The following is a 22766-nucleotide window of genomic DNA, read 5'->3' as shown; positions in this document are numbered from 1 at the left end:
GGGCGCAGCGGCAGGCAACGCGCTCGGCACACCACCCGTCGCACCGCTGCCGGCCGCGACCTCGGGCGCCGCGGCGATGCCCGGCGGCGCGCTGAAGAACGCATTAGCCAACCGCGCAAGCTGCGCGGGATCGGGCAGACCGCCAGGCAGAGGCACGGGATTACCGGTAGGTGTCTGCATAGTCATGGTACTTGCCGATTTCCACTTCATCGAGAACCGCGAGCGCGTCCGGCGAATGCACGGCGAGCGAGCAATACAGCGAGATCAGATACGAAGCGATCGCCTGATTGTTGATGCCCATGAAACGCACCGACAGCCCCGGCCCCTGCTCGCCCGCCACGCCAGGCTGATACAGCCCGACCACGCCCTGGCGCTTGTCGCCCACACGCAGCAGCAGGATCTTGGTCTTGCCGTCGGCGACCGGCACCTTGTCGGACGGAATCAGCGGAATGCCGCGCCACGTGATGAACTGCGAACCGAACAGGCTGACCGTGGGCGGCGGCACGCCACGACGCGTACATTCGCGCGCGAACGCCGCAATCCCCAGCGGATGCGTGAGGAAGAACGCCGGCTCTTTCCAGACCTTGGTGAGCAGTTCGTCGAGATCGTCGGGCGTGGGCGCGCCAGTCAGCGGAAAAATACGCTGTTCCTCCTCGACGTTGGCGAGCAGGCCGTAGTCGGGATTGTTGATGAGCTGGCTCTCCTGCAGCTCCTTGATGGTCTCGATAGTGAGACGCAGTTGCTCCTTGATCTGATCGTGCGGACTGCTATACAAATCGGAAATGCGCGTATGTACGTCGAGCACGGTGCTCACCGCGTTGAGGAAATACTCGCGCGGATTTTCTTCGTAGGGCACGAAGGTGGTCGGCAGCGTGCCTTCGTCTTCGCGCGCGGTGCAGGTCGCGCGCACGGCCTCCGGGTCCTTCACCTGGTTCAGACGATAGATACCGGCTTCGACCGGCACCCATTGCAGCAGATGCGTCAGCCAGCGCGGCGTAATGGTGGACAGCTGCGGGACGGTCTTGGTGGCATTCGCCAATTGCCGCGCGGCGTTATCGCCGAGCGCGTTCTGGCCGTTCAAATTCGTGGACATTGAATGAAGACTCCGGTTGCTTAGAACGAAAACAGCTTTGCTTATGAGGCGGGGTGATTACGCGTGGTGATTATTCAGGCCCCTGATCGCAGGCTCAACCTGCTATAGACACCAAATGCCCGGCGCGCCTCAATGCGCAGGCGCGCATGGGGCTACCACGCCGGGCAATCAGCGCGGAAATCACAGCTATAGCGGATGGAAAGCCTAGAGATTGAGTGATGCGCGCGGCGAGAGATACGCACTGCCAACGAGCGCACCCAGCAGATCGGCGACACTCATGTCCAGCGCCTGGGCGATTTTCTCGACGGTAACGATGGAGGCGATCACCGTGCCCCGTTCGATCTCGCCGACATAGGTGCGATTGAGGCCCGCATGCTCGGCGAGCCGCTCCTGCGACCAGGCGCGCGACTCGCGCAGCCGCCGCACGGCCACGCCGAAATCCTGCACGATGGCATTCATGTTGCGATGCCCGCTGCGTGCTGTCCTTCGGCAATGCGCGTGGAGGCAGGCTGTCGCGTCTCGTTGCGGGAAATGGCCTGAGTGATGTGCGCGCCGGCCGGCACGCTTTCGGTCAGCCACACATTGCCGCCGATCACCGCGCCGCGTCCCAGCGTGACGCGGCCAAGAATGGTTGCGCCCGCATAGATCACCACGTCGTCTTCGACAATCGGATGGCGCGCAAGGCCTTTTTCCAGCTTGCCCGCTGCATCGCGCGGAAAACGCTTGGCCCCCAGCGTGACTGCCTGATAGACCCGCACGCGCTCGCCGATCACCGCCGTTTCGCCAATCACCACGCCGGTGCCGTGATCGATAAAGAAGGTGGAACCAATCTGCGCGCCCGGATGAATGTCGATGCCGGTGGCCGCATGCGCCAGCTCCGAGATAATGCGCGCAAGCAGCGGCAGGCCCAGCCGATACAGTTCGTGCGCGAAGCGATGATGGATCATCGCCAGCACGCCGGGATAGCAGAGCAGCACCTCATCGACGCTGCCCGCCGCTGGATCGCCATCAAAAGCCGCCAGCACGTCGCTGTCGAGCAGCACGCGTATTGACGGCAGACGCTGCGCGAAGGCATGAATCGCCGCTTCGGCGCGCTGGTCGATTGCATCGTGATCGGGCTCGTCGCGACGCGCGCGATAGCGCAATTCCAGCCGCGCCTGGGCCAGCAGTTTGTGCAGGCCCGCGTCGAGCGCGTGGCCTACATAGAAGTTTTCGCTTTCCTGACGAAGTTCGGGCGGCCCGAGCCGCATTGGAAACAGCACGCCCTTGAGCGTATCCACGATCTCCGCCAGCGCTTCACGCGCCGGCAGTTCACGCCCGCCGGGCTCCAGCGAGCGCTGCTGCACCTCGCGCCACTGCTGGCGCACGGTTTGCAGCGCTTCTACGATTTCCGCCACACGAAACACAGTCACGCTCGTTACTCCCCGTTTTATAAGCCGGGCCGCGCTACACCCGTTGCAGCGCGTTCCCTGCGGCGGTCGGCAGGCTTATCAGGCCCCGCTTAGTCCTGCTTCCACGGCAAGCCGTGAAACCGCCAGCCGTTTTGCCTGCCCCGCTGCCCCGACGCATCCAGTTCGCCTTCAAATCCTTCGCTCACGTTGAACACGTGCGTAAATCCCGCCTTCGCCGCGGCTTCGGCGGCTTGAGCCGATCGATTGCCGCTGCGGCACAGCAGCAGCACCACGGCTTGCTTGCCCGTTTTGGCTTCGAGTTCACGCACGAAGCGCGGATTGCGCGTGAGGCTCGTACCGGTCGCCCACGCGACATGCAGCGTGTCGGGCACATGTCCGACAAAACGATGTTCTTCCGCCGTGCGCACGTCCACCAGCACGGCTTCGCCTGCCTGATGCAGGCTCCACGCCTGGCGCGGCGTCACGCTGCCCGCGTAAGCCAGACCGGCGGCCTGCGCCGTTTGTTGCGCGGCTGCCAGATCCGCATGCAGCGGCTTTTCCAGAATCTCGACCGTCATAGATGTCTCCATGTTCTCGAAGCCGCCGCGTTGCCCAAGGCACGCTTCGGTCCGACTTCATTTGCCGTCTATAGACGGCAGGAGTCCACTATGCGATTGCTCGACGCCGCTTCCAACCAACTAAATCTGCTATTTAAATGAGCAGCCTGATTCGATGCATCTTTCGATGAGTTGGCGTTCCGCGACGTGCCGTATGATTCGCTATCGCTTTTGCGCCCCTTTATCGACATGACCCATCTGACTCCTTACAGCGCGCTCGCCGGGGGCCTGCTGATCGGCCTGTCGGCCTCACTGCTGCTCTGGCTCAATGGCCGGATCGCCGGCATCAGCGGCATCGCGCGCCAGTTGATCTGGGGCGAGCGCCGCGAATCCGCCTGGCGGGCCGCGTTCCTGCTTGGCCTGGTGGCGGGCGCCGCCGCCTGCTACGCGCTGGCGCGCGTGTTCGGCCACGTCGATCTCGCGCCGCAAGCCCGTGCGGGTTTCCCGCCGCTGCTGCTGATCGCTGCGGGCCTCTTGACGGGCTATGGCACCGCGCTCGCGCACGGCTGCACCAGCGGACACGGCGTCTGCGGACTGGCCCGTTTTTCGCGTCGATCGGCAGTGGCGACCGCCGTCTTCCTCATCACAGCAATCGCCACGACCTTCGTCGTGCGCCACGTACTGGGACTGCAATGAATGCGCTGACACTGCTGGCGAGTCTTGCGAGCGGCCTGCTGTTTGGCGGCGGTCTCGCGCTTTCGGGCATGACGCGCCCACAAAAGGTGCTGGGTTTTCTCGACGTCCTCGGCGCGTGGGACGGCAGCCTGCTGTTCGTGCTGGGCGGCGCGGTGACCCTCGCGACGCTCGCGTTTCATTTCATCCTGCGCCGCAGAAAGCCGGTGCTGGCCGACCAGTTTTCCCTGCCGACCGCCAAAACGATCGACGGCAAGCTGATCGCGGGTGCGGCAATCTTTGGAATCGGCTGGGGCGCGGCGGGCTACTGCCCCGGCCCCGCCATCGCGCTACTCGCGCATCCGAATAGCGAAGCGCTCTATTTCCTGCCGTCGATGATCGCGGGCTGGTGGCTTTATCGCTGGACGGCCGGACGCGCGCAAAGCCGACGATAAACGTCGCGCTTATTCAAGCGGGATTTCCGGCACAAAGGGAAAGAGCAGCGGCGTGAAGCTGGAATGGAAATAGCCGTGGCTCGCATAGAGCGCGGCGCGTTCGGCCTGTTCATGGGTGTCCGGGCGTTGCGCCGCGGCTGCGGCAGGGTCGCGCTTGAAGATATTCCACAGGCGCTGGGCGATGGGATTCGACATGACGATGTCCTCGCAGGATGGCATATCGTCCAATCTAGTCAGCGCCTGCGGATCAGCCAACCAAGCATTTCTCCGATGCTTAGCAGGTCTGCCGATCGATTCTTTACGTTGCCGCCGTGGCCATCGGTAAAGCGGGATCGGCGGCCCATTCCTGCAAGGAGCCGTCGTAGATCGAAACGGCGTCGTGGCCCGCCAGCGTGAGTGCAAGCGCATCCACCGCCGCGGAAATACCGCCGCCGCAGTAGACGCACACCGATTCTTCCGATGCGAGCGCGCCAAGCGCTTCGCGCAGCGCCGGTATCGACGCATAACGCCCGCTGGCGTCGAACAGCTTGCGCGCAGGCAGATTCACACTGCCGGGAATATGCCCGCGCCGGGCATAGCGGCTCGCCGCTTTGCCCGTGAACATATCAGCTGAAAGCGCGCAAACGAGCGTGGCGCGTGTGCGTCCCGCGACGATGGCTTCAACATCGGCGCGATCGGTCCACATGCCTGGGCGAGCGTGCGCCTCAAAGCGCACAGCGGCGTGCGTTGCGTGCGGCAGCCCGCTCTCGACGGGCAGATCGGCCTCGCGCCACGCACGCCAGCCGCCGTCGAGCACACGGGCGTCGATGCCGATCCAGCGCAGCATCCACCAGAGCCGTGCGGCCCAGAATCCATCGCTGCGGTCGTAGATCGCGACCCGCGAGGCCGGTCCGACGCCCAGCGCCGCAAGCCCTTGCGCGAGCGCTTGAGGCGTCGGGCGCATGAACGAGAGCGTCTCGTGCGGCGCGGCAAGGGCCGCGGTGAGATCGGCATGACGCGCACCCGGCACGCGCTGCGCGAGCCAGCCGTCGTAACCGCTTGCGACCCGATAATCGCCGTCGAAACGCGGGGAAGGCAATTCCACCTGCGCATCGAGCACGACGAGGCCAGGCTCGCCCAGACGCTCCGCCAGCTCCGTCGCTTCGATCAGGATACGGGCGCGGCGGGCCGCGTCATCAGGATGTTGATCGCTCATGCCTTGCCCTCCATGCGGCGGCGCGCGCGCAGCCACGCCAGCAGTCGTTGCCCGTCATCCTGCGCGAACCAGCGCGCGTGGCCCAGCAGATAGCCGTCGTAGGCCGCTATAACGCCGGTTTCGTCGCCCAGAATATCGTCGAAATATTCGACTTCGAGCAGCGCGAATTCCGTATGCACGATCGGCAGCAGCGCGATCAACGCTTCGTATTCGGCGTCGCTCAAGGGCGCGAGCGATTCGTAGCCGTCAAGCAGCGCGGCAATGTGCTCGTACTCCACCGTGCAGGCCGCTGGGGCCGCCAGCCAGTCGATGGCGTTGCGTTCGATGGCGAGCGCCAGGTCGTAAACCGCGCAGGTGCGATCCGCCAAACCGAAGTCGAGCACGGCACGCACCTGTGCGCCGGGCGTAGCGTCGGTCCACAGCAGGTTCGAGGCGTGCCAGTCGCCGTGGGTCCAGAGCGGGCGCAACGCGGGCAACAAGGGCGCGAGCCGCGCGTGCGCGGGGGCGATGACGTCGGCGATATCGGCGCGCCAGTCGTGCTTTGCCAGCGAGCGCGCAAGCCCCGGCTGGGCCTGCACCCACTGCTCCAGCGCCGGTTCGAGCGAGGGCGAGCCAATCACACGAAAGCTCGACAACAACGGCTGCAAGGTGCGCGCAGGCGCGTCATAGTCCGCCGCAGCCAGATGCAGACGCGCGAGCGTACGTCCCGCCGACCAGGCATGGCTCGCATGGAAGAACGGCTTCCACGACATCACGCCGCGATAGGCGTCCATCCCGGGCGCGGCGGCGTGGACCTCCCAGGTCCAGTCGTCGCGCGTGATGGCCGTGCGTCCCGTGCGATCCGCAAGCACATCGGCGACCGGCAGGCCGCGGCTGCGCAAATGGGCGATGAACGCGTGTTCTTCGACCAGTCCCGCCGCGCTGCGAAGGCGGGCGTGATGGCGCTTGACGAACCACGCGCGGCCATCGAGCGTATGCGCGAGCACCGCCGACGAAAACGGCCGTGGGCTGTGCCAGGCGATCTTCGCGAGCGGCGCGAGACCCGCATAGTCCGCCAGCAGGCGCTCGACCTCGTCGCGTGTGATGAGCGGCCAGTCGCGCTCGGCTTTCTCGCCATCGACGGTGAATTGCGGCGCGGCGTGCGAGGTGTCGTGATTCATAGGCTGAATCGCTTCATGGGTCATCAGACGCGGTTCTCCGAAGCAGCGTAAGACGCATCCGCAGCGGACGCGCGCAGCGCGCGCGACCAGTCGCGCCAGCCGAGCGCCGCGAGCACCAGGAACACGGCATACAGGCCCGAGGTGAGGTACAGCCCCTTGAACACGAACATGCCGACGTAGATCACATCGACCACGATCCACAGCGTCCAGGAGGCGACATAGCGCCGCCCGGTCCAGTATTGCGCGACGAGGCTGAAGGCGGTGAGCGAGGCGTCGACCCAGGGCAGCGCGGCATCGGTGAAATGCGCCATGGCCGCGCCGAGCAGCACGCTCAGCACCACCGCCGCGAGCAGATCCGGCACGATGCGCGCGAACGGCACGTTGCCGACGGGCACGACGGGCTGTGCATCTTCGCTACCCGGCTGCGGCCCGCGCCGTTGCGCGTACCAGCGCTGCCATCCGTAGATCTGGAGCACGGCGAACGCGCCCTGCAACAGCGCATCGGAATAGAGTTTCGCGTCGAAGAAGATCCAGCCGTAGAGCGCAACCGAGGCCAGCCCAACCGGCCAGCACAGCATCTTGCGGCGCGCCGTGAGCCAGATCGCAAGGGCGCTGACGATCACGCCGACGATTTCGAGTGGAGACATGTCAGGTAGAAGAGATCCGTGGCGTGAGTTTATCGGGCGGCGTCGTCAGGCAGAAACGCATTCGTGAACGCGTGCGCGCTCTGCGAGGCATCGCGCAGCACGCCGTGCTGGCTGAGCCACTGCGCGTAGGGACGCAGCAATGCGTCGCGCTGCACGCCCCACTCGCCTTCGTGCGTCCAGGTCGAGGCGATCAGCGGCAGCGAGCGCGCCAGCAGCGAACGCGGGAAGTACGGAATCACGCGCTCCAGCGACGGCAGCGCGCGCTCGGGCGCTTGCGCCACTGCCAGATAGCCGCGTCGTGCGGCCGCCAGGAAGCCGCGCACGATCTCGCCGCGCGTCTCCAGCGTGTCCTCGTGCGCGCCGAGCAGATAGCTATGGTAAGCGGGTGCGCCGATTTCATCGACCGGCCAGATAAGGCGCTGATCGTCAGGCACGCCGGTTTGCAGCAGCGTGTCCCACGCCCAGTAGCTGCCGAACGAGGCATCGGCCTCGCCATCGACAAAGCTTTCCGGCGCAAGCTCGCGCGCGCCGCTATCGACGATGGTGACGGCGTCGGGATCGCCGCCGTCGTGCGCCACGAGGTGACGCACCATCGCCAGCCCGCGCGGCGTGGGGTTCAGCGCCAGGCGGCGGCCCGCCAGATCGCGCGGACGCGCGATGCCGGTCGCCGCCACGGTCTGGATCGTTTCCAGCGCGCGATGATTGACCGCCGCAATGCCGACCAGCGGACGCCCCGCCTCGCGCTGCACGAACAGGCGGTTGCTGGGAAACACGCCAAAGTCCACCTCGTGGCGTGCGAGATGCGCGAGCGCGTCGCCGCGCGCCGGATCGGGCACGACGATCTCCACGTCGAGTCCCGCTTCGGCGAACCAGCCTTCGTCGCGCGCGACATAGAAGCCCGCGGCGTTGGTCCACGGGTGAAAGTATTCGAGCATCAGGGTGATACGGGTCATGCCAAGGTTCTCCGCAGATGCGTTCAGAAGTCGTAAGTCACGGACAGGCGCGCCGTGCGCGGCGCGCCCAGGAACAGATAGGCGTCGCCCTGCTGCTCGCCCGCATCGCGCCAGTAATAACGGTTGAAGAGGTTGTCGACCCACAGGCGCACCACCGTGCGATGACCGGCGATCTTCGTCGTGTAGCGCGCGCCCGCGTTGACCACGATCCAGCCCGGCACGCGCGCCGTGCCTTCTTCGTTGGCGTTGCGGCTCGAACTGTATTCGAGGCCGCCCAGCAGATCGAAGCCGGCGAGGCCCGGCACCGCCCAGTCGGCGTTGAGCGCCGCGTGCAGCGCCGGTACGTTGATGACCTGATGGCCCTCGTAAGCGGGCGTGCCTGAATCGTAGGCGCGCGCGCGGATCGCCGCGACGCTGGCCGTTAGCGTCACCCGCTCGCTCACGCGCCCGGCCGCCGAAAGTTCGATCCCGTCATGCCGCTCCGTGCCGCGCTGCACGAAGGTATAGCCCGATTCGGACGCGTCTGGCTGCGCATATTCGAACGGCTTCGTGATCGAAAACACCGCGGCCGTGAGGCTCAGCCGATTCGCCCAGTCGTATTTCGCGCCGATCTCGTACTGATGCGACTCCACCGGCGGCAGGAACGAATAGGCGTTGCTCGCCCGAACCGGCGCCTGATCGCCCAGCGACAGATCCTTGCTGTACGACGCGTAAATCGATAGCGGCGCGACCGGCTTGTACACCAGCGCAATCTGCGGCAGCAGCGCGGATTTATCGGTGCCGGTCTCCGGGCCGTCCTGGCTGGTCCACGCCTTCTGGCGCAGGAACACGGCGCGACCGCCCGCGAGCACCTGCCAGTGCTCGCCCAGGCTCACGCGATCGCTGGCGAACAGCGAGTATTGCCACGCGTCGAGTTGCGGATACGACACGCTCGGCGAATTGGGCGACGGCGAGAAGTCTTCGTCCGGACCGTAGATGTTTTCGCTGCCCACGTAGTCATAGACCGCATCAGACAGATGCACAACGCGGTGCAGTGCGCTGGTGCCGAACAGCACGTCGTGACGCAGCGCGCCCGTGGTGAACTTGCCGTCGACGGCGGCGCGCATTTCGTCGTTGCGGCGATATTCGCCGGGGCTGCGGTAGTCGTAGACGTCGTAATCGCCGTTCGCGCCGAAGAAATACGGCGAGGTCGTGCCCGCGCTACAGCTGGCCGCGTAATAGCAGCCGTACACGAAGGCGACGTTATCGTCGATCATCGTGCGGCTGCGTCCCGCCGTGACGTAGGCACGCCAGCTGTCGTTGAAGGCGTAGTCGAAGCGGCCATTGATGTTGAGCGCGTCCGTCGTCACGGGCTTGGCCCACGACTGCGCGCCCAGCAGTTTCGACGACGATACCGACGACGGCACCACCGTGCCGCCCAGCAACTGGTAGCCCGACGCCGAGCGCTGGATCCATTGCTGGAATTCCGCGTTCAGTTGCAGGCTGGCCTGCGGGTTGATGTTCCAGTCCGCCGCAATCGAGCCGAAGCTGCGGCGTCCATTGGTGCCGTCGATATACGAGTGCATGTTCTCTTTGGCGGCATTCACGCGCAGCCCGAACTGATCGTCGGGGCCGAAGCGCCGCCCCAGATCCACCGCCGCCGAAGTCGAGCCACGGCTGTCCACGCCTGCCGTGACGCTCGCCACATTTTCTGGACGCTTGCTCACGTAGTTCACCACGCCGCCTGGCGCGATCACGCCGCTGTCGATGCCCGCGAGACCCTTGAGAATCTCCACGCGCTCCTTGTTTTCCAGCGCGACGTTCTGCTCACCGGAGAGCGTGAGCCCGTCGAGACGATACGCGCTGGCCGGATCGAGCGCGAAACCGCGAATCGAAAAGCCCTCGTAGTAGCCGACTGGCGCGTAGTCGTTATTGACCGATGCGTCGTTGCGAACCACATCGCTCAGGCGTTTGGCCTGCTGGTCGTCGAGTTGCGCGCGCGTGACGACGGTGATCGACGCGGGCGTATCGCGCAGCGGCGCGTTTTCATAACCGCCCACCGATGCCGTGCGGGCGCGCCAGCCGTTGTTGTTTGCGCCGTTGACGGTGACGGTCGGCAAGACCTGTGCGTCGTTCGCTGTCGTGGCTGTTGCCGATGCCGCATCCGCCGCTGCTGCGATTGCGGCCTGTTCAGCCGCGATGGCCAGCGGATGCAGCGCCATCAAGCTCAATCCCAGGCCCAGACTCATACCCACCGGACGCACAAAAGTGCGCGCCCTGCCACGCGGCGCCATCGCCCCGCGCGTTCCCCCCGACAATCTTTTCATGTATTACCTGCTAGTCAATCCGCCCTTGAACGAGCGACGGCGCCGTTGCGTTGACACGTATTTCAATGCCTCCACATACGGCTTTTCGAATATTCAAATCACGTCATTCCATATATGAATTACATGGCACTCCGACGTAAAAGCGCCCGCTATACTGCGCGGAATCTGCGTGCAATCTTCACGAGATCGAATTCGACCATAGCCGCGCCGCGCGGTCCAATGACATGTTTTCCAGGCGGTGATAACTCGCGGATATGAACTTCCATTTGCTCAAATCTTTCGTCACGCTCGCGGATTCGCTGCATTTCGGCTTCGCTTCGCAAATGCTCAATCTTTCCCAGCCCGCGCTGACCAAACAGATCAAGCGTCTTGAAGACGATCTGGGCGCGCCACTGTTTCGACGCGACCGCCACGGCACGGAACTGACCGAACTGGGCCGCCATTTCCTTGGCGAAGCGCGTCCGCTCGTCGAGCAGGCCGAGCGTGTTTTCTCGCAAGGCAAACGGGCCGCTCGCGGCGAAGTCGGTCGGCTCGCGATCGGCTATAGCTTTTCGACGGTGGAAACGGTCTCGCGCGTGCTGCCGCGCTTTCGCGAGCGCTTTCCCGAAGTCGAGGTCGCGCTGCATGACCTGTCGTCGGCGGAACAGATGGAAAGGCTGCTCGAAGGCAGCCTTCAGGCGGGTTTCGTGCGTCTCCCGGTGCAGGCGGGGCTCGCCCACCGGCGTCTCCTTTCCGACCGGCTCGCGCTGGTGGTGCCGCGCTCGCTCGCGCACACCATAAAGGGCTTCGAGGCCCCTGCGCTAGACGCGTTGCAGGCGTTGCCGTTTCTGATGCTGCAACGCTCGCGTGCCCCGGGGCTGCACGATCACATCGTGCGTTTTTGCGCGTCGCGACGCTTCGAGCCGCGTTTCGTACAGCACGCGAACGAATCGCTCACCATCCTCTCGCTGGTTGGCGCGGGGCTGGGGGTGTCGATTATGCACGAATCTGCGCTGCAATCGCCCGGAGACAAAGTCGTGTGCCTGCCGATCCACGACGCCGATGCGCGCTGGGATGTGGGCCTCACGTGGCGCGATACGGGCGTGGATTCGATTGTGGCGAATTTCGTGGCGAGTTTTGCGGATCTCCTGCCACATGCCGATGCCACGGAAGAAGCGCTCATTCCAGCCCTGTAGCGTTGCCTAAAGCGCCCACGCGCAGCGCCCGGTTCTGACGCCTCCTGCGCAGCCAGTCGCCTAGCGCGGCAGCCAGCGCGCCGCCCAGCAGACCCAGGATCAGAATCAGCGCTTCGCCAAAGGCCTGACGCCACGCGAGCAGTCCACCCTGCGCCTTCGCACCGCCCAGAAACAGCCCGATCCCCCACGACATGCCCACGGACGAAGCGAGCCGCTGCGACAGCTGGAAGAACCCGGCAGCGGTCCCCCGCCCCTCGCCGGCACCGATTTCCGCCAGCGCCATCGCCTGATTCGGCGCATGAATGAGGCCGCCGAACGCACCGAGCAGCAAGCCAATCAGCGGATACAGCAGCAATATGCCGATCACCGGCAACCACATCACGCCCGCGCCGAGCACCATCAGCGCCGCCATATACGCCGCGATGGCCGCGACCACGCCAGGGCGGCCAAAGCGCGCGGCGAAACGCCAGCTCCGCGCGGACGACACCATCATCCCCACGGCAGGTGCAATCGACAGCAACGCGAACAGCAGCGGCCCGGTTTTCAGCCCGTCGAGAAAGAACAGCGTCGTCACCATGCCGAAGGTGGTGCCGCCCGCGAACTGGAACATCGCGACGAGCGTCCCCAGCACGTAGCCCGGCGAACCGGTCAGGCCCGCGCCCAGAATCGGCACGCCGCCCTGACGCTGATAACGCCGCTCCCAGAGCAGGAACAGCACAGCCCCGGCGATTGCGCCCACCAGCCAGGTCCGCGCGGACAGCTGCACATCCGCGCCCTGAAGCGTCGCGAGCATCGAGAACAGCGTCACGGCGCTCAGTAACAGCAGCCCTATCGCATCGATGGAAAATCGCGCATTCGAAGAACGGCTGCGCGGTAAATGCCTTAGCGCCAGATAGAAAATGACGATGCCAAACGGCACGTTGACGAGAAACATCAGCCGCCAGCCGACGTCTGCGGGCGTGAGCGCGAGAATCAGGCCGCCCAGCACGGGGCCGGCCAGCCCCGCCATTCCGCCCGCCGAAGCATAACGGCCAAGCGCCCTCGCCTGACTGTCGCCGCGAAACAGATCCTGGATCAGTCCCAGCACCTGCGTGTTGATCATGCCCGCGCCCACACCTTGCAGCACGCGCGCAACGATCACCACCTGCGCGCTTGCGGCGAGGCCGCCCACGAGGCTAAAGCCGCTGAACATCGTCAGGCCGACGAGAAACAACAGCCGCCGCCCGATCAGATCGCCCAGCCGCCCTGCGGGCACGAGCGCAATGCCGAAGGCAATCGAATAGACCGACACGATCAACTGCAATTCATCGGGCGACGCATGGAGGCTGTCGCGCAGATGCGGCAACGCGAGGCCGAAGATCGTCTGGTCGAGCAACGTAGTAAAACCCATCGCCACGCAGATGCCCAGTACCGGCCGCGCATGATGGCTATCGAATTCCGCCTGCGTCACGTCACGCGCCCCGCAAGCGACGCTTTAACCACCTTAAACGCGTTCATCGAGCAGTTGTTCACGTGCGTGGGTGTCTTCGTCGTCGATATCGTGCTCGGTCGGTTCGTACTTTACGAGCGAGAGAAAGCCGATGGGAATGACCGCCGCCAGCGCGACGACCCAAAACATATCGGTGCCCAGCCGCGCGTTGAGAATCGGCAGCACGAACAGCGCCACCGCACTGCCTATGCCCGTGAGCGCGCGGCCAAAACCCAGCCCCGTACCGCGAATCGAAGTGGGGTACGAGAGCGCCGGGTAGATCATCATCTGCGCGCCAGGACCGAAACCTTCGGCGAACAGCCACGCGCCCAGCCCCGCCAGCGCGATACCGATACCCAGCGCTGTCTGCGGGTGACCAAGCAGCGCGAGTGCCACCAGCGCCACGAATTGCAGTGCAAAACCCGCCAGCGCGACATGACGCGAAGGCCGCGTATGGGCGAGCCGCATGCCGAGCAAACCGCCCGTGAGCGCAAACAGCACATTGAGCGCGAGCGACGCCGAAATCGTCTCGAACACGCCCGCGCCGAGGAACTGCGAAAGAATCGACGGCAGGAAGAACGCGATCGCCGTGTATTCGAACGGAATGCACAGGTTCATCACGCTCGCCACTATCGTGCGGGAAAGATAAGGACGCTGGAACAGCACGCGAAAACTCACGGGCGGCTGGCTGGCGGCGTTATGTGGTGCAGGCGCGGTATCGGCCTTATGGGCGTGAATGCCATACGACTCGCGCAGGATGCGCACCGCGTCGTCGAGCTTGCCCTGATTCGCGGCCCACAGCGGCGATTCGTTCATAAAGCGGCTGCGCACGGCGATGATGATGAGCGCGGGCACCGCGCCGAAAATCAGCGAAGCGCGCCACAACCAGCCCGCGTGTTCCTGCGGCAGCAGAAAATACAGCGCGAACACGATCAGAAAGCACACCGAAGACGCGGCGTACCACATCGGGCACCACGCGGCGAGACGCGAAGCCTTGTTGCCGCTGCCCTGAAACTTCGAAAATTCGGACAGAAACGCCATCGCCACCGGCAGATCGATGCCCACGCCCAGCCCCATGACGAAGCGCGCGGCAATCAGCACCCACACGTTGGGCGCGAGCCCCGCGGCGATGGCCGCAACCACGAAGAACAGCATGTCGGCCATGAAGACCTGATAGCGGCCGATGCGGTCGGTGAACCAGCCGCCGACCAGGCTCCCTAAAATCGTGCCGATCATGATCGACGAGGTGACGAAACCCGTCAGTGCGGGCGTGAGATTGAACTCGCGCACCACGTCCTGAATGCCATACGACAGCGTAGTCAGATCGTAGGCGTCGAGAAATACGCCACCCAGCGCCAGCAGCACGATGACCCGCGCGTGGCTTGCGCGGGCCGTGCTGGCGTTGATCAGGCGCGAAACGTCGCTGGCGGAGCGAATGGGTGCGGACGCAACCGCATCGATATCGAGCGTGCTCAAGATAATCCCCTGTATGACGGCAAGAACAGCGTGCAGTTATACGAGGCCGATTCATCCAGCACAACGAACGAGTTCTCGGAACCTTATCGATATCGCGGGAATATTGGGTGGAACGGTGCGACGCGCTTCAGAACGGCGCGTCGCCTTCGATGGTCGTGCGATAGAGCCGCCGGCGCAAATGATCGGGCGTGCCCGCGGCGAGATGCATCAGCGAGCGGTTGTCCCAGAACACCATGTCGTGCTCGCGCCAGACGTGGCGATACAGGAATGCGTCGCGCACGCTGTGAACGAACAGTTCGGCGAGCAGCGCGCGGCTCTCGTCTTCGGGCAAATCGACGATGCGCGTGGTGAAGTGCTCGCTGACGAACAGCGCCTTGCGACCCGTTTCCGGATGCGTGCGCACAATCGGATGTACCACGGGCTTGACCTGCGCGATCTGCTCCGCGGAGAGATTGGGCCGCCACGGGCTGCGTGACTGCAACTCGGCATAGCGCGCGAGATAGGTATGTTCGGCGCTGCGCCCTTGCACCGCGCGGCGCAAATGTTCGGGCAGCGTATCCCACGCCAGATGCATGTTGGCGAACAGCGTATCGCCGCCTTCCGCGGGCAATTCCTGCGCGTGCAGCATCGACCCGAGGCTGGGCTTTTCCTTGTACGAGAGGTCCGAATGCCAGAAGTGACCCGCGTCGCCCAGCCCTACCGGTTTGCCGTTCTCAACGATGTTCGAGACAATCAGCACTTCGGGATGATCGGGCAGCGCGAACTGGTGCAGCACGTGAATCTGCAACGGCCCGAAGCGCCGCGAAAACGCGATCTGCTGTTCCGGTGTAATACGCTGATCGCGAAACACCAGCACGTGATGATCGAGATGAGCGCGATGCAGACGCGCAAAATCCTGCGTACTGAGCGGTTGCGACAGATCGAGGCCGATGACCTCCGCGCCCAGCGGCGCGTCCAGCGCGCGGATTTCGATTTGCTGTTGTGGGTCGGATGAGGTAGCGGTCGTAGTCACGCGAATTGCCTTGAAATTGCCGAAACCTTCAATCTACGTCCGCCACCGCAGGCTGACAACGAAGCAAATCCGATACGTTTATCCAATCAAGTCATAAAGCCGCTGCTAACGCATACACGGGCATACACCGGCACACACGGCCACAGGCGCGTGCAAGCCATCGCGCCGAATCCTCGTACAAAAAGCCGCTGCACGCAAAACGTCACCTGATCGCATCGGTGCTATGGTGCTCAGGCTGTCCACCTTGCGGAAGGAGGCTTCATGAACCAGCCGTCATCGCCGGTCACCGATCCACAGCGCGCCCTGGATACCGAGCCGCAATCCATCGACGCCCCCATCACCGCTGCGGCTGCGTTTCTGGTGCTGACCGTGAAAGACGACAGCGCGTCGATTGCCACCGCGCAATCGGTGCTCGCCAGCACCGACGATCTCATCAAGGACATCCGCATTCGCGCGCACGGCGGCCTGTTCACCTGCAATGTCGGTATTTCGCATCGTGCGTGGGGACCGCTCACCGCGAAGCCGCCGCCGAAGGAGCTCGCGCCTTTCAAGGAAGTGCACGGCGCGAAACACACAGCGGTCTCCACCGCGGGCGACCTGCTCTATCACATTCGCGCGGAGTCGATGGACGTGATCGTCGCCTTCGAACAGATCCTGCTGGAGGCTTTCGGCAGCGCGGTCGAGGTGGTCGACGACGTGGCGGGATTTCGTTATTTCGACGGGCGCGATTTGCTGCAATTCGTCGATGGCACGGCGAATCCAGACGGCCTCGATCTGCCCTTCGCAACCCTCGTCGCCGACGAAGATGCCGATTACGCGGGCGGCAGTTATGTCGTGATCCAGAAGTATCTGCACGACATGGCAGCGTGGAAATCGCAAAGCGTGCAGACGCAGGAAGCCATCATTGGCCGCACCAAATTCGACAATACGGAATTGCCGGACGCCACCGAAGGCCAGAAATCGCACAAGACGCTCTGCACGATCGAGGACGCCGATGGCGAGCACGATATCCTGCGCGACAACATGCCGTTCGCCAGCCCCGGACGCAACGAATATGGCACCTACTTCATCGGCTATTCCCGGCATCTCTGGGTGATCGAGAAAATGCTGGAGCGCATGTTCATAGGCGATCCGCCGCCGCTGCACGACCGGATTCTGGACTTCTCCAAAGCGGTGAGCGGCGTGACGTTTTTTGCCCCGGCGCGTGCATTCCTTGGCAATCTCGCGCCGTAGTCGATGCCTTACGGCGCGGCTTTCGCGATGAGCGAGCGAAGGCGCGCCCTCGATCGGGAATCCAGCGGCAGCATTTCGCAGCCCACACGGCTCCAGCCGCGTTCGTGATCCTCCGCGATCCAGCGCACTTCCAGCGCCACCACGACGACGATTTCGTCATCGTCGTCGATGGCCGACGACTGCAGCCAGCCCGATACCGTTTCGCCGCGCGCGAACAGGCCGCTGCGCGCGTGCAGCAGCGCCCCGTGCGAACTCAGGTCGGCGACCTGCGCAAGCGCCCTGCCGTCCTTATTGAGCAGCAGTGGGCCGAACAACATCGGTGTGCGGACGTCCCGCCGCAAATCATGTTCACTCGCCATATGATTAACACCAGTTTCTCAAGATTTATTTTTATCGTGCGCTGGTTGCTTCAATGGACTTCGATAAAGTCCTGCCCTCGAAATTTCCTAAAAGGAAACATTTATTTAATTGCGAAGCAGCGCCCGGATTGTAACTTGTCAACTTGATTACATGCAATTGCGCATCGTCGATGAGAAAAATGCGCGCGCAACTAGTTTTTTAATGCAAGCGAGGCCGCGGACGAACCGGACATCGCGCGTCTGAATTCGTCGCCCGCCAGCGGCGATCCGCATAGAAAACCCTGCATCTGGTCGCAATCGAGCGCGAGCAGCTTGAGCGACTGCGCAACGGTTTCGACGCCCTCCGCCACCACTTCGATGCCGAGCACGCGCGCAAGCGCCATGACCGCCGATAACAGCGCCGAACTGCGCGACGACGTGTCGTCGAGGCCGCTCACGAAGGCGCGATCGATCTTGATCTGGTCGACGCGAAAATCCTGCAAATGACCAAGACTCGACAAGGCCGTGCCGAAATCGTCGAGCGCAACCGCATAGCCGCGATCGCGCAGCGCCTGCACCACGGCGCGCGTGCGATCCACGTCCTGCATCGCGGTGGCTTCACTGATCTCGAACATGAGCCGCTCGGGCGGCACGCCCGCCGCTGTCACGATGGCGTCGATGCGCTCGACGATGCGCGGCAGATTGAATTGCATCGACGAGAGATTCATCGCAATCGACATCGGGCCCAGCGCTTCGCGCTCCCATTCGAGCAGATGCGCGCAAATGCGGCGCAACACCCAGTCGCCGATGGCAATCATCAGGCCCGCACGCTCGGCGATGGGGATGAATTCGAGCGGCGGTACGTTGCCTAGCACCGGATGATGCCAACGCAACAGCGCTTCCGCGCCGGTCATGGCCTTGCCGTCGACGGTGTATTTCGGCTGGAACACCAGATCGAACTGTTCGCGTGCGAGCGCCACATGAAGATCACGCTGGATGTGCAGCGAGCGCAGCGTCGAGCGGCTCATGCTGTCTTCGAAGCAGAGAAAGGTGTTGCGACCGCTGCGTTTGGCCGCGTACATCGCGCAATCCGCGTGGCTCAGCAAGGTGTCGAGCGACGTGCTTTCATCCTGCGAGAGCGCAATGCCGATGCTCGCGCCAATACGCACCGGCAGCGCTTCGGCCAGCACGAACTCTTCGGCGAGGCTGGCGAGAATGCGCCGCGCGATGGTTTCCGCTGCATCGCCAACAGGATTGTCCGCGTGGCTGTGCGCACGCGTCGATCCAGCCGTCACGACCACGAATTCGTCGCCGCCCAGCCGGGCCACCAGATCGCCCTCGCGCGCGCAGTCCGCGATGCGCGCGGCGGCCTGGCGCAGCAGATCGTCGCCGATCTTGTGGCCGAGCGTATCGTTGACCACCTTGAAGCCGTCGAGGTCGACAAACAGCACGGCAAGCGCGCCGCGCTGCGCGAGTTCTTTGGCGCGCGCCATCAAATACGCGCGGTTGGGCAGATCGGTCAGCGCGTCGTGAGTGCCGAGGTGACGAATGGTGTGAGCGGCGCGATCAAGCGACGCGGACAGACGGTTCGCCTGGGTGCCGAAAATCCACAAGGTGCCGATCAGCACAACCGTCGAGGCCACGCCCACAATCAGCGCGAGTGCGTTGGCATCGACTTTATGTGTGCTCAGGCACCGGCTGCCCTCCGCGAAAGTGGCGGCGCTCATGCCGGTGTAGTGCATGCCTGAAATGGCGAATGCCATCACGGCCGCCGCGCCCAGACGTTTCCAGACGATGTTTTCGCGGCGCGAGTCGCGCAGATGAAACGCGAGCCAGAGTGCGCTGATGGACGCGCCAATTGCAATCGCCACCGATAACGCCACGCGCGCGGGATCGTATTCGATAGACGGCGACATGCGCATGGCGATCATGCCGGTGTAGTGCATGGCCGCCACGCCGATTCCCATTACGCTGCCCGCCGCAAGCAGCCTGCGCGCCGAGAGACAGCCGCGGCTCACGGTGGCAAGCGCCACCAGGGCCGCGAGAACGGCCAGCGCCAGCGACGCGGCGGTCACGTCGAGGTCGTATCCCACCGCAATCGGCAGCGTGAGCGCAATCATGCCGATGAAGTGCATCGACCAGATGCCGATGCCCATCGCACAGGCACTGCCTGCGAGCCAGACGTGGCGCCAGCGGTTGCTGGTCACGGTACTGAGCATGGCAGCGCCCTCCAACGCCGTAAACGACGCAAGAAAGGCGACCACCACGGACAGGCACGTCAATAGCGGGTTGTAGACACCGTTCATTCGTGGCCCTTTGCGCGCCTGTTTCTATGGCGCGTCATTCTGTTCATGTCTCTATGTCGTGCAGGCGCCGCCCGGCTTCCCGCCGGTCCGGCATGCACACGCCGCGTCTCTCAGCGCGGCGTGGTCTTCAAGTGTCGAAAGAACGCATCGATGCGTTACGACTACTGCATAACGGTCGACGCGGAAAAATCTGAAGGGCATAAATGCACGATCGATCTTTCATCGCGTTACGGCGGATTTCGTCGGCCGCGCGGATCAGTTTTTCACCGGGAAAAACCACAGATTGCGGTCGCTATAACCGAACTGCTGGATGATCGAGGCGAGTGTGCCGTCGGCGCGCATTTCGTCGAGCGCACGCGAGACGGCGTGGTTCAGATCGACATCGCCTTTGCGCAGCGCGTAACGCGCATAGCCATATTCCTGCGGCAAGGGCTTGTAATCGCTCACCATTTCAATCGCCGACGAGGGATGCTGCTTGAGGAACATGCTGATCTTGATGCCGTCTTCCATGGCCACGTCGATGCGGCCTGCGATCAGATCGGCGAATTCGGCCTCGCTGCTGGTGTAGAGCTTGAGTTCCTTGAGGTCCTTGCGCTCGCCAAGCAACTGGTGATTGATACTGCCGCGCAAGGTGCCGACGGTGTGCCCCGCGAAATCTTCCCAGCTATGAATCTTCAAGGGGTTGCCGCGCTGCGTGGCGATGGCCGAGCCGTACCAGTAAGCGGGACTCGTAAAAGAGACCACGCGCAGGCGCTGCGGATTGGTGTGCAGATTGTCGACGATGATGTCAGTGCGGCTCGAAAGCAGCGACGGGATCATCGCGTCGAACGGCATGATGTTCCAGGTGACTTTCGTGATGCCCAGGCGCTTCGTGATTTCCTTGAAGATGCGCACGTCCGCGCCATCGAACTGATGCGTCTTGTCGTCGAGGAAAGTCGATGGCGGATCGGCGGCAATCGCCAGCGTCACGCCATTGCGGACCGCGCGAGTATACGACCCGTCTCCGCCCTGAAAACTCACGCCGACAATGCCCCCATTGTCGTCCGCGTATGCGTTGGACAAGGCCCCCAGCCCGCCCAGAATGGCGACAAGCGCCACCACGAATCTGCGCATGAAACACCCCCAGTGTGATTAAGTATTAACGACGTAATGAAATAATCGTAATTTCGTTCTTATTACACGCTTCTTCCACGCGTTTTCTATTACAGCTTCTTTCCGTAGCCGGACGATGAATTTGCCGTGCGCGGAGTGCCCATCTTGCGCTCAAGCCAGCGCACGACGAGCGCACTGGGCCACGAGAACGCCAAATATATCGCGCCGATAATCGTAAACACGGTGGCGTACTGAAAATTCGTCGACGAAATAATCTGGCCCGTGAACATCAGCTCCTTGACGGTCACGATCGATACCAGCGACGTGTCCTTGAAAAGCGAAATGGCGTAATTGCCGAGCGGCGGCACCACGATGCGCAGCGCCTGCGGCAGCACGACCAGCTTGAGCGTCTGAGCGCCCGACATGCCCAGCGCTTTCGCGGCCTCCACCTGGCTTTTGGGCACCGCGTTGATGCCGGCGCGATACACCTCGGCAAGATAAGCCGAGTAATTGATCGACAACCCTATCACGCCAGCGATGAAGGGATCAAAACGCAGCCCGAACGACGGCAGCACGAAATAAATATAGAACAGCTGCAACAGCGCCGGCGTGCCGCGAATCAGCTCGATATAGGCGGCGGCCAGTGTGCGCAGCACGCGCCCGTGGCTGATTCTGGCGATGGCGAGCACGAGGCCGAAAGGCAAGCTCAGCGCCAGGATGCAGAACGTCAGTTCGACGCTCGTGAACGCGCCGCGCAGCAAATCGGGCAGATAGCCGCTCGCGCCGTGAAGATCGAACAGTTCCAGGATGGTAGTCGGCATGATGTTTCCGCCCGTCTCGCAGGTGCGGGGTCGAAGATCAGCGTGCGGTGATCGAAATAGCGTCAGTCGCGCATGTCAGTCGCGCACAACGAGCTGCGGCTGCGCGCCGAGCTTGCTGCTGATGCGCTCCGCATACGCGCGCAGCGTGCGGCCGAGCGCATGCAGATCTTCGTCGCTCAGGCCGGACTTGAGCGTGGTCACGCTGATCGCCGCGACGCCCTCGCCGTCACGGTTCGTAATCGCCGCACCCACGCAGACCACGCCGATATTGTCCTCTTCGTCGTCGAATGCGTAGCCGCGTTCGGCCACGAGAATCAGATCCTTCATCAGCTCGGCGGGCGTCACGCGCGTGAATTGCGTGCGGCCCGGCATACCGGTATGCGCGAGCAGTTTGACGACGCGCGCCGGCGGCAGCAGCGCCATCAGCGATTTGCCGAGCGCCGAACAATGCGGCAGTTCGCGTTGCCCGAGTGCGGAGGCGATGCGCACGATGCCCGGTGCATCGACGCGATTGATCGCGACGGCGTAACCGTCGTCGTCGAGCACCGCGAGCCGCGACGTGAGGCCGGTTTCGTCGGTCAGTTCCCGCAACACCGGCATGGCCACCTGCGAGACGCCCGTGTCGGCCGCCGCGCGATCGCCCAGATGCACCAGCGCAAAGCCCAATCGATAGCGGCGCGAACCGCCCAGCCGCACGTCGATGACATAGCTGCGCGCAAGCAGTGTCTGCAGCAGCGCGAACGCCGTGCTTTTTGAAACGCCGATGATGGTGGCGATTTCCGCGACCGTGAGCCCTTCGCTGCCGCAAGTCCCCAATGCTTCCAGCACGTCCAGCGCCCGGCTGACGCTGCGAAGTGCGTAGCGATCTTCAGTGGTTTGAGCTGCTTGTGTCATTTTTATTTCGCGTTCTTCCCGTCGCTGGACCGATGAAAACCTCGGCTCGCTGTGCATGGTCTTTATTGACAGCCGTCAATGTGGAACCTACCATAAATAACACTACCGAACGGCGTTCGGTACAGCCGAACGAAAAATAAATCTGGCTCCGTTCGAAACGCGAACTCATCGCGTGCTCGACCCGAATAGATAGCAACAGGACGTCACAAGGCCGGCGATATGCGCATGGCATGCGCGTCACCGCTTTCCGAGGCGAAAAATAATGGGAATCATGTCTGAAGGGGGTCTTGAAGTCGGCGCGAGCCCGAAATTGTCGGGTGCTCATTCGCTCAAACTCGCTCACGACGATATCCGGCACATCAGGTCGATGCTCGATAGATTGTCTGCGCAGGACATGAAGGAACTCGGTTTGCCGCCGTCGTACTGGCGCAAACGCTTGCGGGATATTGCGCAAAGCCATCAACTGTCGAAGGGACAGCTGGGTGAAATCGACCGTCTGATCGATTCGTTGAAGGCTTAGCG

The 22766-nt window shown here is 63.6% G+C and carries 24 protein-coding genes; 5 read left to right on the top strand and 19 right to left on the bottom strand.

All coding sequences use genetic code 11. The features are described 5' to 3' along the window. From F3J17_RS11620 to F3J17_RS11600, 5 genes are all read right to left on the bottom strand, one after another. A partial coding sequence (locus F3J17_RS11620; protein ID WP_167057713.1) for a hypothetical protein occupies positions 1-186 on the bottom strand: 186 nt, incomplete at its 3' end. Then, on the bottom strand, positions 161-1093 hold the full coding sequence (locus F3J17_RS11615; protein WP_167057710.1) for a family 2A encapsulin nanocompartment shell protein: 933 nt from the start codon (positions 1091-1093) through the stop codon (positions 161-163). The genes F3J17_RS11615 and F3J17_RS11620, both read right to left, overlap by 26 nt. Before the next feature lie 204 nt (positions 1094-1297). Next, on the bottom strand, positions 1298-1552 hold the full coding sequence (locus tag F3J17_RS11610) for a helix-turn-helix transcriptional regulator (RefSeq protein WP_167057707.1): 255 nt from the start codon (positions 1550-1552) through the stop codon (positions 1298-1300). After that, entirely contained in the window at positions 1549-2505 is a 957-nt protein-coding gene (gene epsC / locus F3J17_RS11605; protein WP_167057704.1) for a serine O-acetyltransferase EpsC, read from the bottom strand. Before epsC ends, F3J17_RS11610 begins: the two co-directional genes overlap by 4 nt. Positions 2506-2594: 89 nt before the next feature. Continuing rightward, the gene (locus F3J17_RS11600; protein ID WP_167057701.1) at positions 2595-3062 is read right to left on the bottom strand and encodes a rhodanese-like domain-containing protein; all 468 of its coding nucleotides are present in this window, start codon (positions 3060-3062) and stop codon (positions 2595-2597) included. A gap of 228 nt (positions 3063-3290) precedes the next feature. Here F3J17_RS11600 and F3J17_RS11595 point away from each other — a divergent pair, with 228 nt between their 5' ends. Further along, positions 3291-3737, top strand: a complete 447-nt coding sequence (locus tag F3J17_RS11595; protein ID WP_167057698.1) for a YeeE/YedE thiosulfate transporter family protein — start codon at positions 3291-3293, stop codon at positions 3735-3737. Next, the gene (locus tag F3J17_RS11590) at positions 3734-4168 is read left to right on the top strand and encodes a DUF6691 family protein (RefSeq protein WP_167057695.1); all 435 of its coding nucleotides are present in this window, start codon (positions 3734-3736) and stop codon (positions 4166-4168) included. Before F3J17_RS11595 ends, F3J17_RS11590 begins: the two co-directional genes overlap by 4 nt. A gap of 9 nt (positions 4169-4177) precedes the next feature. On the opposite strand, the gene F3J17_RS11585 is transcribed toward F3J17_RS11590, so the two are convergent. The 6 genes from F3J17_RS11585 to F3J17_RS11560 all read right to left on the bottom strand — a co-directional run bounded on the left by F3J17_RS11585 (position 4178) and on the right by F3J17_RS11560 (position 10396). Next, positions 4178-4363 (bottom strand): hypothetical protein, encoded by a 186-nt coding sequence (locus F3J17_RS11585; protein ID WP_167057692.1) that lies wholly within the window; start codon positions 4361-4363, stop codon positions 4178-4180. Positions 4364-4466: 103 nt separating this feature from the next. Beyond that, the gene (locus tag F3J17_RS11580) at positions 4467-5363 is read right to left on the bottom strand and encodes a rhodanese-like domain-containing protein (protein WP_167057689.1); all 897 of its coding nucleotides are present in this window, start codon (positions 5361-5363) and stop codon (positions 4467-4469) included. Further along, a complete protein-coding gene (locus tag F3J17_RS11575) occupies positions 5360-6523 on the bottom strand; it encodes a phosphotransferase (RefSeq protein ID WP_240160913.1) in 1164 nt (387 codons plus the stop codon). Before F3J17_RS11575 ends, F3J17_RS11580 begins: the two co-directional genes overlap by 4 nt. Positions 6524-6546: 23 nt before the next feature. Beyond that, positions 6547-7170, bottom strand: a complete 624-nt coding sequence (gene pnuC / locus F3J17_RS11570; RefSeq protein WP_167057682.1) for a nicotinamide riboside transporter PnuC — start codon at positions 7168-7170, stop codon at positions 6547-6549. A gap of 29 nt (positions 7171-7199) precedes the next feature. Then, positions 7200-8123: an ABC transporter substrate-binding protein gene (locus F3J17_RS11565; protein WP_167057679.1), complete on the bottom strand. Its 924-nt coding sequence runs from the start codon at positions 8121-8123 to the stop codon at positions 7200-7202. 23 nt (positions 8124-8146) lie between these two features. After that, positions 8147-10396 carry a TonB-dependent siderophore receptor gene (locus F3J17_RS11560; protein ID WP_167057854.1) on the bottom strand — a complete coding sequence of 750 codons (2250 nt, stop codon included), beginning with the start codon at positions 10394-10396 and terminating at the stop codon, positions 8147-8149. Between the two features lie 299 nt (positions 10397-10695). Between F3J17_RS11560 and F3J17_RS11555 the strand changes: the two genes are divergently transcribed. Further along, the gene (locus F3J17_RS11555; protein ID WP_167057676.1) at positions 10696-11604 is read left to right on the top strand and encodes a LysR family transcriptional regulator; all 909 of its coding nucleotides are present in this window, start codon (positions 10696-10698) and stop codon (positions 11602-11604) included. Here the strand turns inward: F3J17_RS11555 and F3J17_RS11550 are convergent. The 3 genes from F3J17_RS11550 to F3J17_RS11540 form a co-directional block, all read right to left on the bottom strand. Beyond that, positions 11588-13054 carry an MFS transporter gene (locus tag F3J17_RS11550; protein ID WP_345891171.1) on the bottom strand — a complete coding sequence of 489 codons (1467 nt, stop codon included), beginning with the start codon at positions 13052-13054 and terminating at the stop codon, positions 11588-11590. The genes F3J17_RS11555 and F3J17_RS11550 overlap by 17 nt on opposite strands. 33 nt (positions 13055-13087) lie before the next feature. After that, positions 13088-14548 (bottom strand): MFS transporter, encoded by a 1461-nt coding sequence (locus tag F3J17_RS11545; RefSeq protein WP_167057673.1) that lies wholly within the window; start codon positions 14546-14548, stop codon positions 13088-13090. 127 nt (positions 14549-14675) lie between these two features. Next, complete coding sequence (locus F3J17_RS11540) at positions 14676-15560, bottom strand: TauD/TfdA family dioxygenase (RefSeq protein WP_167057669.1); 885 nt, start codon at positions 15558-15560, stop codon at positions 14676-14678. 261 nt (positions 15561-15821) lie between these two features. Here F3J17_RS11540 and F3J17_RS11535 point away from each other — a divergent pair, with 261 nt between their 5' ends. Continuing rightward, on the top strand, positions 15822-16793 hold the full coding sequence (locus F3J17_RS11535; protein WP_167057666.1) for a Dyp-type peroxidase: 972 nt from the start codon (positions 15822-15824) through the stop codon (positions 16791-16793). An 8-nt stretch (positions 16794-16801) separates the two neighbouring features. On the opposite strand, the gene F3J17_RS11530 is transcribed toward F3J17_RS11535, so the two are convergent. The 5 genes from F3J17_RS11530 to F3J17_RS11510 form a co-directional block, all read right to left on the bottom strand. Beyond that, entirely contained in the window at positions 16802-17152 is a 351-nt protein-coding gene (locus F3J17_RS11530; RefSeq protein WP_275692901.1) for a PilZ domain-containing protein, read from the bottom strand. 191 nt (positions 17153-17343) lie between these two features. Further along, positions 17344-19350, bottom strand: a complete 2007-nt coding sequence (locus tag F3J17_RS11525; protein ID WP_240160912.1) for an EAL domain-containing protein — start codon at positions 19348-19350, stop codon at positions 17344-17346. Positions 19351-19692: 342 nt separating this feature from the next. Next, positions 19693-20550, bottom strand: a complete 858-nt coding sequence (locus F3J17_RS11520; protein WP_167057660.1) for an ABC transporter substrate-binding protein — start codon at positions 20548-20550, stop codon at positions 19693-19695. A gap of 89 nt (positions 20551-20639) precedes the next feature. After that, entirely contained in the window at positions 20640-21350 is a 711-nt protein-coding gene (locus tag F3J17_RS11515; RefSeq protein ID WP_167057657.1) for an amino acid ABC transporter permease, read from the bottom strand. A gap of 75 nt (positions 21351-21425) precedes the next feature. Further along, on the bottom strand, positions 21426-22244 hold the full coding sequence (locus F3J17_RS11510; RefSeq protein WP_167057654.1) for an IclR family transcriptional regulator: 819 nt from the start codon (positions 22242-22244) through the stop codon (positions 21426-21428). Positions 22245-22515: 271 nt separating this feature from the next. Between F3J17_RS11510 and F3J17_RS11505 the strand changes: the two genes are divergently transcribed. After that, complete coding sequence (locus F3J17_RS11505) at positions 22516-22764, top strand: hypothetical protein (protein ID WP_205194728.1); 249 nt, start codon at positions 22516-22518, stop codon at positions 22762-22764. The last annotated feature ends 2 nt before the right edge of the window (positions 22765-22766 follow it).

The sequence above is a fragment of the Burkholderia sp. Ax-1719 genome (assembly GCF_011753055.1).
Classification (GTDB): domain Bacteria; phylum Pseudomonadota; class Gammaproteobacteria; order Burkholderiales; family Burkholderiaceae; genus Paraburkholderia.
Note: the sequence above shows the minus strand (reverse complement) of the source record. Positions and strands in the feature narration are given on the sequence as shown.